This is a genomic window from Streptomyces sp. NPDC048352 (assembly GCF_040651895.1).
Taxonomy (GTDB): Bacteria; Actinomycetota; Actinomycetes; order Streptomycetales; family Streptomycetaceae; genus Streptomyces.
Window position 1 is genome coordinate 25924 of sequence record NZ_JBEZKZ010000022.1, and the last position, 13929, is coordinate 39852.

The 13929-nt window shown below is 76.6% G+C and carries 12 protein-coding genes; 8 read left to right on the forward strand and 4 right to left on the reverse strand.

All coding sequences use genetic code 11. From position 1 onward, the window contains the following. Nucleotides 1-25: 25 nt before the first annotated feature. Nucleotides 26-940, reverse strand: a complete 915-nt coding sequence (locus AB0D45_RS14385; RefSeq protein WP_362458406.1) for a hypothetical protein — start codon at nucleotides 938-940, stop codon at nucleotides 26-28. 17 nt (nucleotides 941-957) lie between these two features. On the opposite strand from AB0D45_RS14385, the gene AB0D45_RS14390 reads away from it, so the two are divergent. Next, a complete protein-coding gene (locus AB0D45_RS14390; protein ID WP_362458409.1) occupies nucleotides 958-1467 on the forward strand; it encodes an STAS domain-containing protein in 510 nt (169 codons plus the stop codon). Here AB0D45_RS14390 and AB0D45_RS14395 read toward each other — a convergent pair. Beyond that, nucleotides 1361-2101 (reverse strand): ABC transporter ATP-binding protein, encoded by a 741-nt coding sequence (locus AB0D45_RS14395; RefSeq protein WP_362458412.1) that lies wholly within the window; start codon nucleotides 2099-2101, stop codon nucleotides 1361-1363. The two genes, AB0D45_RS14390 and AB0D45_RS14395, sit on opposite strands and share 107 nt — an antisense overlap. 162 nt (nucleotides 2102-2263) lie before the next feature. Between AB0D45_RS14395 and AB0D45_RS14400 the strand changes: the two genes are divergently transcribed. The 4 genes from AB0D45_RS14400 to AB0D45_RS14415 all read left to right on the forward strand — a co-directional run bounded on the left by AB0D45_RS14400 (nucleotide 2264) and on the right by AB0D45_RS14415 (nucleotide 10807). After that, nucleotides 2264-5512, forward strand: a complete 3249-nt coding sequence (locus tag AB0D45_RS14400) for an FtsX-like permease family protein (RefSeq protein ID WP_362458415.1) — start codon at nucleotides 2264-2266, stop codon at nucleotides 5510-5512. Further along, nucleotides 5509-8256, forward strand: coding sequence for a hypothetical protein (locus AB0D45_RS14405; protein WP_362458418.1), 2748 nt, complete (start codon nucleotides 5509-5511; stop codon nucleotides 8254-8256). The genes AB0D45_RS14400 and AB0D45_RS14405 overlap by 4 nt, the downstream gene beginning before the upstream one ends. 41 nt (nucleotides 8257-8297) lie before the next feature. Further along, nucleotides 8298-9218: an ABC transporter ATP-binding protein gene (locus tag AB0D45_RS14410; protein ID WP_362458548.1), complete on the forward strand. Its 921-nt coding sequence runs from the start codon at nucleotides 8298-8300 to the stop codon at nucleotides 9216-9218. Nucleotides 9219-9340: 122 nt separating this feature from the next. Continuing rightward, nucleotides 9341-10807: a condensation domain-containing protein gene (locus AB0D45_RS14415; protein WP_361611173.1), complete on the forward strand. Its 1467-nt coding sequence runs from the start codon at nucleotides 9341-9343 to the stop codon at nucleotides 10805-10807. A gap of 134 nt (nucleotides 10808-10941) precedes the next feature. Here AB0D45_RS14415 and AB0D45_RS14420 read toward each other — a convergent pair whose 3' ends face one another. Both AB0D45_RS14420 and AB0D45_RS14425 read right to left on the reverse strand, forming a co-directional pair. Continuing rightward, the gene (locus AB0D45_RS14420) at nucleotides 10942-11298 is read right to left on the reverse strand and encodes a YciI family protein (RefSeq protein WP_362458420.1); all 357 of its coding nucleotides are present in this window, start codon (nucleotides 11296-11298) and stop codon (nucleotides 10942-10944) included. A gap of 199 nt (nucleotides 11299-11497) precedes the next feature. Then, nucleotides 11498-11767, reverse strand: coding sequence for a hypothetical protein (locus tag AB0D45_RS14425; protein ID WP_361611357.1), 270 nt, complete (start codon nucleotides 11765-11767; stop codon nucleotides 11498-11500). Nucleotides 11768-11883: 116 nt separating this feature from the next. Here AB0D45_RS14425 and AB0D45_RS14430 point away from each other — a divergent pair, with 116 nt between their 5' ends. The 3 genes from AB0D45_RS14430 (at nucleotide 11884) to AB0D45_RS14440 (ending at nucleotide 13827) form a co-directional block, all read left to right on the forward strand. Next, nucleotides 11884-12228 carry a thioredoxin domain-containing protein gene (locus AB0D45_RS14430; protein ID WP_361611359.1) on the forward strand — a complete coding sequence of 115 codons (345 nt, stop codon included), beginning with the start codon at nucleotides 11884-11886 and terminating at the stop codon, nucleotides 12226-12228. Nucleotides 12229-12394: 166 nt separating this feature from the next. Then, nucleotides 12395-13582, forward strand: coding sequence for a cytochrome P450 (locus AB0D45_RS14435; RefSeq protein ID WP_362458423.1), 1188 nt, complete (start codon nucleotides 12395-12397; stop codon nucleotides 13580-13582). Between the two features lie 5 nt (nucleotides 13583-13587). Continuing rightward, nucleotides 13588-13827 (forward strand): ferredoxin, encoded by a 240-nt coding sequence (locus AB0D45_RS14440; protein WP_362458426.1) that lies wholly within the window; start codon nucleotides 13588-13590, stop codon nucleotides 13825-13827. The last annotated feature ends 102 nt before the right edge of the window (nucleotides 13828-13929 follow it).

The following is a 13929-nucleotide window of genomic DNA, read 5'->3' on the forward strand; positions in this document are numbered from 1 at the left end:
GCCGACGGGGCCCGGCCCGCACCCCCTAGCCCTGGAGCCGGCGCAGGCGGCGCTGGGCGGAGGCCGCCGTGAGGCGGGCCGCGCGGGCCGCCTGCTCGGCCGCGCGGTGGCGGGCCTCCGCCTCCGACACGGCCCGGTACGCGTGGTCCCGCTCGGTCCGCGCCTGTGCGGCCTCCCCCTCCAGCCGGTGGACCACCGCGTCGGCCTCGGCCGCGCGGGCCACGGCGTGCTGCCGGGCCTCCTCGGCGGTCCGCAGCTCGTCCTCGCGGGCGGAGACGGCCCACGCCGCGTCCGCGGCGGCCGCCCGGGCGGCCTCCAGCCGGGCCGCGCCGACCGGGTCCGCGGCCTCCGGGGCCGGGGCGGCCTCCGCCGCCGGACCGGGTTCCGCTTCCGGCTCCGCGCCGGGGGCCGGCTCGGGCGGCGGCGGGAGCACCGCGTCCGGGGCGACCGCCGGGAACTCCGACACCGGATCGGGCGCCCGTACGAGCCGACCCGAGGCCCACTCCCGGGCCGCGTCGGGGTCGGCGAGGACGGCGTGCAGGATCTGCTCGACCTCCCGCACCACCGCCTCCGAGACCGGCGTCCCCGCCTCCTCGGCCAGCCGCGCGGCCTCCCGCGCCAGGGCCCCGATCACCACGTGCTGCTGGTGGGACAGGGCCCGCAGCCGTTCCCCGTCCAGGGACCGGTGCGCCGCCCGCAGGGTCTGCCCCAGCTGGACGAACTGCTCGGTCTCCTCCGGTTTCGCCCGGACCAGCGTGTTGGACGCCCAGGCCGCGAGCGTGGGCCTGCGCAGTGCCGCGATCCGTTTGGCCGCCGCCGGGTCGCCGGCCCGCTTCACCCGTGCCGCGGCCGCGTCCCGCGCCGCCTTGAACCCGGCGGGGTGCGGCACGTACAGGGCGTCGACGATCTCTTCCAGATCCACTTCCGCATCGGCATCCACGCGCCCCACTGTCGGTCATGGCCGCCCGGCCCGGGGGTGCGCGCCCCACGGCCACGCGGGTGAATGGCGCGGGGGCGCCGGTTCCCGCCGCGGGCACGGCCCGTTGGAGGGGCGTGACCGGCCCGCCGCTCCCCCGTATCCGCTCCGCGCTGCGCGACGGCGTCCTCGCCGTCGGCCTGGCCGGGGAATTGGACCACTACAGCTGCGCCCCGCTGCGCGCCGTCCTCGACGAGGGGGCGGCCCTCGGGGCGCGCCGCCTGGTGCTCGACGCCGCCGGGGTCACCTTCTGCGACTCCGCCCTGCTCGACGTGCTGGACCGGTGGGGCCGTGGCGGCCGCCGCTGGGAGCTGGCCGCCGCCTCCCGCTCCGTGCGGATGCTGCTGGAGCTGTGGGACCGGGTGCGGGTTCCGCCGGCGCCGGTCAGCGGGCCGGCCCGGCCGGTTCGACGACCTGGCCGTCGCGCAACTCGACCACCCGGTCGGCGAGTTCCATCAGCTGCGGATCGTGGGTGGCGACCAGGGCCGTGACGCCCTCGCTGCGGACCACGGCGCGCAGCAGCCGCATGATGGAGCGGCCCGTCTCGGAGTCCAGCTGGCCGGTGGGCTCGTCGGCGATGATCAGGGACGGTTCGTTGGCGAGCGCGCGGGCGAGGGCCACGCGCTGCTGCTGGCCGCCGGAGAGTTCCCCGGGGCGCTGCCCCGCGTGTTCGGCCAGGCCGACCAGGGCCAGCAGGGTGCGGACGCGCTCCTCGCGCTGCCGCGCCGGGAGCCTGCGCATCCGCATGGGGACGCCGACGTTCTCCGCGGCGGTGAGCACCGGGAGCAGCCCGAACGACTGGAACACGAAGCCGATCCGGTCGCGGCGCAGCGCGAGCAGTCCGTTCTCGTCCAGGGTGGACAGGTCGGTGCCGTCGAGTTCGACGGTGCCCCCGGTCGGGGTGTCGAGGCCGCCGACCAGGTTGAGCAGGGTGGTCTTGCCGGAGCCCGACCGGCCCTTGAGGGCGGTGAGTTCGCCCCGCCGGGCCTCGAACGAGACCCCGCGCAGGGCGTGTACGGCGTTGGCCCCGGTGCCGAAGCTCTTGCGCAGGCCGCGCACCGTCATCATGGGCGGCGCGGTGCTCCCGGCGGGCGGGGTGTCCTGCGGGTCCGGTTGCTGCGTCATGGTGGGCTCCCCCTCGGCCGGCGCGCTCTTCGCTGCCTTCGCGTCCGAATTTGCTCATCTGTCACATCCATCACGCAAGTCCCTTCCTCTGTCCGACCGGATCTGACAGCATCGTCCGCTATCCGGTGCCCTTGGTCCGGTTCGGGGGGAAGGAACAGGCACATGATCGGCTTCGTCGTGCGCCGGCTGCGCGGCCGACTGCCGCTCGCGGCCGCCGTACTGCTCACCGCGCTCATCACCACGACCACCCTGACCGCGCTCCTGGCCTTCACCCGGGGTGTGGGCGACGCCGGGCTGCGCCGGGCCCTGACCGGTCCGGGCGGCAGGTCGAGCACCGCCGTCGTCCTCGCCGGCGAGCACGGGTTGGCGGCCCGGGCGGGCGAGGACGCGGCCGTACGGGGCTTCGCGGACGCCCTGTTCGGGAGGGTGCCCGTCTCCGTCGAGAGCGTGGCGCGCAGCCGTTCGTACGGGCTGCCCGGCCCCCGTACCCCCGGCGGGGAACCGGACCTCACCCTGCTCGCCGCCCTCGACCGCGACCGCGTACGGCTCCTCGCGGGCCAGTGGCCCGAGCCCGTCGGGGACCGCCCCGGGCGGGTCCCGGTGGCCGTGCCCGAGGCCGCGCTGAACCGGCTCGGGCTGACCGCGCGGGCGCTGCCCGCCGAGGTGCGGCTGGAGGACCGCTACGGCGGGGCGCCGCTGGGCGTCCTCGTCACCGGCGTCTTCCGGGCGGCCGACCCGCAGTCCCCGTACTGGCGGCTCGATCCGCTCGGCGGCCGCGAGGTGCAGGTCGCCTCCTTCACCAGCTACGGCCCGCTGCTCGTGCACGACTCCGCCTTCACGGGCGGCGCCCTGGTCCAGAACAGCCGCGCCACGCTGCTGACCCCCGACTTCCGTGCCGCGCGCGGCACGGACGTCGAGCGCCTGCGCACCCTGGCGCCCGAGACCGGCGCCAAGGGCCCCGCCGGGCTCACCGTCACCACCGCGCTGCGGGAGTACTCCGCCGCGCTGGAGACGGGCCGGCGGGTGGCCCGCTCCACCCTGCTGGTCGGGGCGCTCCAGCTGGCCGTCCTGGCCGGGGCCGCCCTGTTGCTCGTCGCCCACCTGCTGACGGAACGCCAGGAGCCCGAGCGGATCCTGCTCACCGCGCGCGGCGCCTCCCGCCGCCGGCTCGGGATGCTGTCGGCGGCCGAGGCGCTGCTGCTGGTCCTGCCCTCGGCGGTGCTGGCCCCGCTGCTCACGCCTCCGCTGCTGCACCTGGCGGGCCGCTACGGACCCCTGGCCGAAACCCCCGTCGAGACCGGCGGGGCGTGGCTGCTGTGGCCGGCCGCGGCGGCCTGCGCGCTCGGGTGCGTCCTGCTGACCTCCCTGCCCGCCGTGCTGCGCGGGGCCGCGGCGGTCGTGCTGCGCCGGGCCGGGCGCCGCGCGGCCGTGGTGTCGGGGGCGGCGCGCTCCGGCCTGGACCTGGCGGTGGTGGCCCTGGCCGTCCTCGCGTACCGCCAGCTCGACCGCTACAGCGGGGGCGCCACCGGCCCGGGCGGTGAACTCGGCGTCGACCCGGTCCTGGTGGCCGCGCCCACCCTGGCCCTGTGCGCGGGCACCCTGCTCGTGCTGCGGCTGCTGCCGTTCGCGGCGCGGCTCGGGGCCCGGATCGCCGCCCGGGGCCGCGGGCTCGGCCCGGCGCTCGTGGGCTGGCAGCTCGCGCGGCGCCCGGGGCGGGCCACCGGACCGGTCCTGCTGCTCGTCCTCTCGGTGTCCAGCGGCATCCTCGCCCTCGGCCAGCACACCGCCTGGTCCGCCTCGCAGCGCGACCAGGCGGAGTTCGCCACGGCCGGGGGGCTGCGCGTGACCGGCAGCGAACTGCCCGCCCCCGGCCGGGCCGGCCGGTACGCGTCCCTGCCGGGCGGCGACCGGGTGGTCCCGGTGGTGCGCTCCGCCCATGGACTGCCCGACGGAACGACCGGGGAGCTGCTGGCCCTGGACGCGCCCGCCGTGGCGCGGCGGGTGCCGCTGCGGGCCGATTTGCGGGACGGCCGGCCCATGGAGGAGCTGTTCACCCCGCTGGCGGTCGACGCGCCGGGCAGCGCCGGCATCGTCCTGCCGGGCCGCCCGCAGCGGATCGAACTGGGTGTGTCGCTGCGGGCGACGGGCGCGAGCGGCGCCCCCCGGCTCGGCGTGCTGCTGCGCGACCGGTTCGGGCTGACCTACCGGGCGCCGATGCAGGCCCTGCCCGAGAACGGCGCGGGCACCGTCTCCGTGGATGTCGCGGCGCTGGCCGGGGCCCCGCTGGGAGCGGCCGCCGAACCGCTGTCCATCGCCGGGCTCGCCCTGTCGTACGGGTCGGAGCCCGGCCCGTCCGGCTACGCGGACGGGGGCAGGCCGGCGGTCGAGGCGGAACTGGCGCTGCTCCGGGTCTCGGTCGCGCAGACGGCGGGCGGCGGGGCCGTCCCCGTCGAGGCGCCCGCACCCGCCTGGAACCTGGCGGGCCCCGGCGTCGGCGCCACGGGCGACGCCCCGGCCGGCCGGCTGCTGCCGGCCGACGGGGCGTTGCTGCGGCTGCGGTACGCGGGCGCCGCCGTGGGCGCCTACGACCTCAGTCTGACCACCGGCGCCCGGGCCGCCGCCGAGCTGCCGGGGGTCGCCACCCGCGCCTACCTCGCCGCCGTCGGCGCCGGGGTCGGGGACCGGATCCCGGTGCTGCTGGGCCCGGCGGCCGTACCCGTGCGGATCACCGCCGCCGTCGCCGCGCTGCCCGCGTCCGGCGACAAGGCGGTGGCCGTCGACCTCGCCACCGCCGGGCGGCTGCTGGCGGCCACCGACGGGCGGGCCCTGCCCGGTGCCGACGAGTGGTGGCTGCCCGCCGCCTCCGCATCGGACGCCGCGCCCGCGCGGGCCGCGGCCGAACTGCGCGCGGGCGCCGGCTCGCACCGGATGCTGCTGCGCGAGGAGGTGGCCTCCGGGCTGCTGGACGACCCGCTGAGCGCCGGCCCCCGCATCGCGCTGGCCGCCCTCGCCCTGTCCTGCGCGGTGCTGGCGGCCATCGGCTTCGCCGCCTCCTCGGCGGCGGCCGCGCGGCGGCGGGCCCGGGAGTCCGCGGTCCTCCTGGCCCTCGGAGCGCCCCGGCGGAGTCCGGCCCGGGCGGCCGCCGCCGAGGGCCTGGTCCTGGTCGCGCTCGGGACCGGGGTGGGACTGGCGGTGGGCGCGGCCATCGTGCACCTGACGGTGCCGCTGATGGTGCTGACCCCCGCCGCGCAGCGCCCCGTACCGGCGGTGCTGGTGGACCTGCCGGGCCTGGCGACCCTGCTGCTGGCCGCCGCCGTCGCGGCGGTACCGCTGCTGTCGGCCGTGCTCGGCGGCGGCGACCGCACGTCCCGGGGCGCCGCCGCCCGTCTGCGCCACGTGGAGGAGATATGACCGGCCCGACCACCAAGCCGCGGAGCGCCGTGCCCAGGGGCCGCGGCGGGGCCGGCTGGGTGCGGACGCGGCTGCGCGCCGCGCCGCTGGCCACGCTCCTGTCCGCCGTGCTGGTCTTCGTCTCCGTGCTGCTGGCCACCGCGCTGCCGCGCGCCCTCGACCGGGGCGCCGACCCGGCCCTGCGCGCCTACCTGGCCGAGCAGGGCCCGGGCCCGACCAGCCTGATCGCCACCGACCGGACCCCGCAGAGCGGGGACCCCGCGGCCCTGCTGGACTCCACGCTGGCCGCCCTGCGCGCGGCCGTCGGGCCGGGTTACCGGCTGGCGGACTCCGGCCCCGTGTACGGGGTGCGCACGAAGGACCCGCGCTCCCTGACGGGCCCCGGGCTCGTCCGCCCCTCGGACATCCCGCCCGACATGGACCTGCTGCACCTGCCGCAGATCGCCGCGCACAGCCGGCTGGTCCAGGGGCGCTGGCCGTCCGGCGGTGGTGAGGGAACCGTCCCGGTCGCCCTGTCCAAGAGCGCCGCCGACAGCATCGGCGCCACGGTGGGCTCGGTCCTGGAGGGCTCCTCGGGCTTCGCCCCGCCGATGGGCATCGAGGTCGTCGGCCTGTTCGCCCCGGCCGACCCCGCCGACGTCTACTGGAGCGACACCGACACCACCTGCCTGCTGCGGGCCTGCCTCAAGTGGGACAAGAAGCAGGAGAAGTCCTGGTGGGAGGCGTCCGCCCTGGTCGGCCCCGAGGGGATCGGCCGGCTGGCGGCCTGGGGCACCCGCGCGACGGACTTCTGGCGGCTGCCGGTGGACACGGGCGGCCTGCGCGCCGACCGGCTGCCCGAGGCCGCCGGGCAGATCGCCTCGTACGTGGCCGGCCCCACCGCCACGCGGCTGACCGCGGAGACCGGCCGCCCCGGCATCCGGATCACCTCCGAACTGCCGAAGCTGTTCGCCGCCGCCGAGGCCCGCCGGCAGGCCGCCGCGCCGCTCGCCGCGATCGGGCCGGCCGGCGCGGCGGGTGTCGCCCTCGTGGTGTTCTGTCTGGCCGCCGGCCTCACCGGCGACCGCCGCGAGGCCGAACTGGCCCTGCTGCTGGCCCGGGGCGGCTCCCGCGCGGGCGTCCTGCGCCGGCTGCTGGGCGAGGGGGCCGTCACCGTGCTGCCCGCCGCCGTCCTCGCGGCGGCCCTCGGGGTGCTGCTGCTGCCGACGCCCCGCCTGGCGCCCGGCCTGCTCGCGGCCGGGGCCGTCGCGATGGCGGCCCTGCTGGCCTTCCCGGTACGGGCCTTCGTGCTGCTGTCGGGTCCGCGTGCGGCCGCACCCCGGCGCAGGCTGGTGGCGGAGCTGCTGGTGCTCGGCGCCACCGCGGCCGCCGTGGCCGAGGTCCGCCGGCGCGGGGTCGCCCCGGCCGGAGCCGGGCTGGACCCGCTGCTCGTCGCCGCGCCGCTGCTGCTCGCGCTGTGCGGGGGGCTGCTGCTGGCCCGGGCGCTGCCCCCGCTGGCGCGGCTGGCGGCCCGGGCGGCGGGGCGCGGGCGGGGCCTGACCGGCTTCCTCGGGCTGGCGCGCGCGGCCCGGGGGAACGCGGGGGGTGCCCGGCCGTCCGTCCTGCCGATGATCGCGCTGCTGCTGGCGGTGACCACGGGCGGCTTCGGGTCGGCCGTACTGGCCTCCGTGGACGGGGCCCGTCTGCGGGCGGCGCGGGCCGACGTCGGGGGCGACGCCCACGTGTCGGCCCCGCCCCACGAGGCACTGGCGCCGGAGTTCCTGCGGGCGGCGGGCACGCTGCCCGGCGTACGGAGCTCCGTCGGGGCGTGGACCGACCGGGACGCCCTCCTGCTGTCGGACGGTCTGGCCGACACCCGGATCAGGGCGGTGGTCGCCGACCCGGCGGCCTACGCCGCGCTGTCCGAGGCGGCCGGGCGGGGGCGGTTCGACCCGGCGCGGCTGACCGGGGGCGGTGGTGCGGACGCGCCCGTCCCGGTGCTGATCAGCAAGAACCTCGCCGGGAAGGACTCCGGGGGCGAGTTCCGGGTCAGCCTCGCGGGCGGAGTGGAACTGCGGGCGCGGCCGGTCGGCGTGGTCGAAGGCACCCCGGCGGAGCCGTCCGTGGAGGCGGCGGTCGTCGTGCTGCCGGCGGGACCGGTCACCGCACGGCTGCCCGAGGCGGCGCGCCCGAACCACTGGTTCGCCCTGGGCACGGTCGACGAGCAGCGGCTGCGCGATCTGGTCCGCGCCCACGCCCCGGCCCCGGTCGCCGAGCGGACCTTCGTCCGCACCAGCACGGCCGTCTCCGCGCAGCTCGCCGGCGATCCCCTCCAGCGGGCGGCGGCACGGCTGTTCTGGACCTCCCTGGCCGCGGCGGCGTGCTTCGCGCTGCTGTCCGTCCTGCTGACCCTGGTACGGGCCGCGCCCGAGCGGGCCGCGCTGCTGGCCCGGCTGCGGACCATGGGCCTGCGGCCCCGGCAGGGCGTGGTGCTGGTGCTGACGGAGTCGTTGCCGCAGGTCCTGGCGGCCCCGCTGGGCGGCGCCCTGACCGCGGTCGCCGCCGTCGCCGTGCTGGGCCCGTCGGTGGACCTGTCGACCCTGGTCGGCGCCGGCGTGCCACCCGGACTCGGGTTCGGCCTGCGACCCGTGCTCGCGCAGGCACTGGGCCTGGCGGGTCTCGTGGCGCTGGCCGTGCTCGCCGAGGCGGCGGTGACCGGCCGGCGTCAGATCACCACCGAGTTGAGAGCGGGAGACCGACGTTGAACACCGAAGCGCCCACGTACGAGGAACTGCGGCGCCAGGCCCTGGCCGACGCCGCACCGCGCCGGCACGCGCCGGGGACGGCCATCGTCTGCGACCGGCTGGTCCGCATCTTCACCAGTGACGGCATCGAGGTGCAGGCCCTCCAGGGGCTGGAGCTGACGGTGGCCCAGGGCGACCTGGTGGCGCTGGTCGGCGCCTCCGGCAGCGGCAAGTCGACGCTGCTGAACATCCTGGCGGGGCTGGACGTGCCCACGGCCGGTACCGCCACCGTCGGCGGCTACGACCTGCTGGAGATGTCCACGCGCGAGCGGCTGCGCTACCGGCGCGACACGGTGGGCTTCGTCTGGCAGCAGACGGCCCGCAACCTGCTGCCCTTCCTGACGGCGGCGCAGAACATCGCGCTGCCCATGGAGTTGAAGGGTGGCGGGCGCGGTGCGCGGGCACGGCGCGCGGCCCGGGTCGACCGGCTGCTGGAGGCCCTGGAGATCGGCGGACTCGGCGGCCGCCGCCCGGCCGAACTCTCCGGCGGCCAGCAGCAGCGGGTGGCCATCGCCGTCGCCATGGCCAACGACCCGGCGGTGCTCCTCGCCGACGAGCCGACCGGCGAACTGGACTCCGAGACCGGCACGGCCGTCTTCGAGGCCTTCCGCACCGTGAACCGGGAACTGGGCGCCACCGTGGTCATCGTCACCCACGACCCCATGGTGGCGGGCGAGGTGCGCCGTACGGTGGCGATCCGCGACGGCCGCACCAGCAGCGAGGTCCTGCGCCGCACGGTGACCGACGAGCACGGCACGGAGTCGGTCAGCGAGCGCGAGTACGTGATGCTGGACCGCACCGGCCGCGTGCAGCTCCCGCAGAAGTTCCTGGAGGCACTGGGCATGGAACACCGCGTCGCGGTCGACCTGGCCCCCGACCGCATCGAGGTGCGACGCGACGACGCGGACGACCCCGGCGCCTGACCTCCCCGAGTTCCGTCTCCCCGGGAGGTGTTCCCCGGGGCCGTCCCTGCGCGGGCGTCACTTCCGCGGCCCGGGGGTCGTTAGGGGCTCGGGGCTGATTCGGGGGGCGAAGGGATGACGGAATGCGGCAGTTTCCTCTGGAGACACACCACGTGGCGCCGGGGCGCCTGTTCGAGTGGCGATTGCGGGCCACCGCCGAACCGCAGGGCCCGGGCCGGGGTGGCACGGAGGGCAAGAAGGCGTCGTTCAACCAGGACAAGCACTTCACCGTCGCCGAGGAAGCCCGCGCGGACGACGACCCCACGGCCTCCTGGGTGGCCGTCACCTTCGAGGTCGAGGGCGCGCTCGACGAACCGGCCATGACACGGGCCCTGTTGGGCTTCGTAGAGCGGCACGAGGTGCTGCGCTGCGCGTTCCGCAGGCTCGCCGGCGAGCTGTCCTGCGAGCCCCTGCCCATCGGTGAACTCGCCCTGGACGTACAGTACGTGGCCACGTTCGACTCCACCGAGCGGCTCGGCGCGTACCTTGCCGGGCGGTTCACGCGCAGCATCGACACCCTCGCGTGGCCGCTGTTCACCATGGGCGCGGTGCTGCGCCCCGACTCGGCGACCGTGTACCTGGCCTTCGACCACATCGTCTGCGACGGCATGTCGATGCCGGTCGTCGCCCATGACGTGCTGACCGCCTACGAGGCCCTGCGGCGCGGCGAGACGGCCGTGCTGCCGCCCGCGCCCAGCTACCTCGACTTCGCCGACGACCAGCGCCGCCGCTACCTGTCCATCGACGCCGGTGACGAACGCCTGGACTACTGGAAGTCCTTCACGCGGCGGGGCGGGGAGTTCTTCCCGCGCTTCCCCCTGGACCTGGGCATCGAGCCGGACCGGATGTACCCGATCGTCAACGAGGCCTCCACGCTGCTGGACGCCGCCGAGACCGAGGTGTTCGAGAAGACGTGCCGCGAGGTCGGCGGGAAGCCGTTCATGGGGCTGCTCGGCTCGGTCGGCGTGTGTCTGCGCGAGGCCGGCGGCCCCGGCGTCTACCGGGGCTTCATGCCGGTCAGCGAGCGCGGGCGCGAGGACTGGAACAACTCGGTGGGCTGGTTCGTCAACACCCTGCCGATCGAGTTCGACGCCTCCCCCGGCAAGGACTTCGCGCAGGTCATGGCCGAGGTCCGGGCGGGGTTCACCGAGATGATGCGCCACCTCGACGTGCCGTTCGTACGGGCCTGGCAGCTGCTGGCGCCCGAGGAGTTCGCCGGCCGCTCCTGGCCGTACCCGGTGAACTTCTTCTCGTACATCGACATGCGCCGCTGCCCGGGCGCCGACCGCCACGACGAGTGGCGGCCCACCACGCACGTGTGGTCGGCGCGGGCGAACGGCACCTGCTCCTGGTTCCAGCGGGACGCGGACGGGCTCCACATGAACTCCCTGTACGTGGACACCCCGGCGGCGCGCCGCACGATGGGCGACTTCCAGGAGGCGCTGCGGCTGACGGTGCAGAGCATCGCGCGCACCGGCGGCTTCCGCAGGCCCGTCGCGCTCACGGCGCCCCGGCGGCCCGAGCCGCAGGCGGTACGGGTCACGGGCTGACGTCCCCGAGGGCGGCCGCGCGGCCCGGCAGCAGGTCCCGTCCGCGGGCGCTGCGGGTGAGGGCGGCCGCCCTCTCGACCTCGGCGCGGGCCTCCGGTGTGCGTCCGCCGCCGGGGCCGCGGGCCGCCGCCGGGTCACATCTCGTGGACCTGGCGGACTTCGGCGCCGACGGTCCATTCCGCCGGGTGGGCCTCCAGGAACCGCTTGGTCCACGCCAGGGCCTCGGCCTTGTCCTTGCACCGGAGAAAGATGTAGCCGCCGACGACCTCCTTCGTCTCGGTGAAGGGGCCGTCGGTGAAGCTGGTCCTCCCGCCGGACCAGGTGATGCGGGTGCCCTCGGAGGTGGGGAGCAGCCCGGCGGTGTCGAGCATCACCCCGGCCTGGGTCAGCTCGTCCATCAGGGCGCCCATGCGCTGTTCGAAGCCGGGCGGGAAGTCCTCCGGGGGCGGGTCCTGCTCGTCGATGCGGATCAGCATCAGGAAGCGCGGCATGGTGGCTCCTCGGTCGTGGGAGGGCGGGGGCTCTCCCCGCCTCTCACCTCTGCGTCGAACGGGAGGCGCCCGGATCGACAGCTCTGGGCAAGATTCTTCGGAGGTTCCGCGGAACCGGCCACCGCGGGGGCCCGTCAGGCGCACCAGAGGTACGGGGTCCCGGCACGCCGGCCCGGGGGGCCGGCCGGCCCCCGGGCCGCTACCGGCTGTCCCCCGACCAGTCCCAGCGGCCGGGGTCCGCGGCGCGGCGGCGGTAGTGGGCGCGGCCGCCGGCGCCGTAGCGGCCTATCTCGGTGGGCAGCCGGACCTCCTCGGACAGCCGGCGGGCGCTCCAGCCGGTGACGTCGAGGAGCAGCCCGTCGAGGGGCCCGCCCACGAGCTCACCGTAGGCGTGGCCGGGGCGCGGGCCCGGGTCGGGGTCGTCGTGGTCGGCGCCGTAGACGCGGCGGCGCAGCATCCTGTCGTCCATGGGCCCAGCTTCACAGCCGCCACTGACAACGGGCGGTCCGGCCCCTCCCGGCGGACCGCCGGGAGGTCACGGCCTAGGCTGGCGGTCACGGCAGTCCGAACTGAGGAGCACCACCCATGGCCCGTCGGGTACACCGGCCGCTGGAGGACCAGGAATTCGACTTCATCGTCCGGATGGCACCGGGGCCGGTCCTCGCCTGTTTCACCGGCACCTGGCCGAAGGCCGTCGAGGCGTGCCGGGCGTTGGACGCGCTCGTCACGGAGCTGGTGCGGGAGGACGAGTACGGCACGCGCCTCACCGCCGTCCGCGCCGACATCACCCGCTGCCCCGGGCCGGTCCGTCGTTACGGCGTGACGGGCGCGCCCACGGTGGTCCTGCTGCGGTCCGGCGAGGCGGTGGCGGCCCACGCGGGTCCGATGGGCGCGGCGGAGCTGCGCGCCTTCCTGGACGCGCACCTCTAGGTCGTGCCGGCGGACCCGCCCCGGTTCCGGCCTGGGTCCGGTCGCCGCCGGGCCCCGCGGGTGAACTCGGGCAGGCTGGCCGAAAGTGGCATAGGTGGGATAGGTGCCTCAGGCATGTAATGGAGTCCGGCAAGACGGAACCATCGCTTGTGAGGTGTTGCTTTCCATGTCCGATGCCGTTGCCTTCCCCCAGGACCGCACCTGCCCCTACCACCCCCCGGCCGCCTATCAGCCGCTGCGGGAGGGCCGGCCGCTCTCCCGGGTCACCCTCTTCGACGGCCGCTCCGTATGGGTGGTCACCGGCCACGCCGAAGCGCGGGCCCTGCTGTCCGACGGGCGGCTGTCCACCGACCGTACGAAAGAGGCCTTCCCCTCCCCCAGCCCCCGGTTCAAGGGGCTGCAGAACCGGCGGACGGCCCTGCTCGGGGTGGACGACCCCGAGCACAACACGCAGCGGCGGATGCTGATCCCGAGCTTTTCGGTCAAGCGCACGGCCGCGCTGCGCCCCCGGATCCAGGAGACCGTGGACCGGCTGATCGACGCGATGGTGGACCGGGGCCCGGGGGCGGAGCTGGTGGGCGCCTTCGCCCTGCCGGTGCCGTCCATGGTGATCTGCGCCCTGCTCGGGGTGCCGTACGAGGACCACGAGTTCTTCGAGGAGCAGTCGCGGCGGCTGCTGCGCGGCCCCGCGACCGCCGACGTGGAGGAGGCCCGGGAGCGGCTCGACGCCTACCTGGAGGCCCTGATCCGGCGCAAGCGCTCCGATCCGGGCGACGGGCTGCTGGACGAGCTCGTCGCGACCCGGCTGGAGACCGGCGAGACCGACGTCGAGGAACTCGTCTCGCTGGCCGCGATCCTGCTGATCGCGGGGCACGAGACCACGGCGAACATGATCTCCCTCGGCACCTTCACCCTGCTGCGGCACCCGGAGCAGCTGGCCGAGCTGCGGGCGGACCCCGCCCTGATGCCGGAGGCGGTGGAGGAGCTGATGCGGTACCTGTCGATCGCCGACGGCATGCTGCGCGTGGCGACCGAGGACATCGAGATCGGCGGGGTGACGATCCGCCCGGACGACGGGGTGGTCTTCTCCACGTCGGTCATCAACCGGGACGAGGCCGTCTTCGCGGACCCCGACGCCCTGGACTGGCACCGGCCGACCCGCCACCACCTGGCCTTCGGCTTCGGCATCCACCAGTGCCTGGGCCAGAACCTGGCCCGCGCCGAGATGGAGATCGCCCTGGGCACCCTCTTCGAGCGGCTGCCCGGGCTGCGCCTGGCGGCCGATCCCGACCGGATCCCGTTCAAGCCGGGCGACACCATCCAGGGCATGATCGAACTGCCCGTGACGTGGTGAGCGGCGTGCGGATCTCCGTCGACCAGGGCGTGTGCATCGGCGCCGGCCAGTGCGTGCTGACCGCGCCGCAGGTCTTCACCCAGGACGACGACGGTTTCAGCGAGGTGCTGGCGGGCCGGGAGGACGGCCACGGCAGCCCGTTGGTACGGGAGGCCGCGCGGGCCTGCCCGGTCTCGGCGATCACCGTGCGCGAGGACGGCACGGGCGGGGAGGAAGGGGAGGCCGCAGGGGGCCCGGTGCACTGAGCGGGGCCCGTCCGCCAGGCGGCGCCCCCGGAGAGCGCGGGAGCCCCCGCCGGGTGACCGGCGGGGGCTCCACTGGCGGTGACCGCAGGGCGGGCGGCCCCG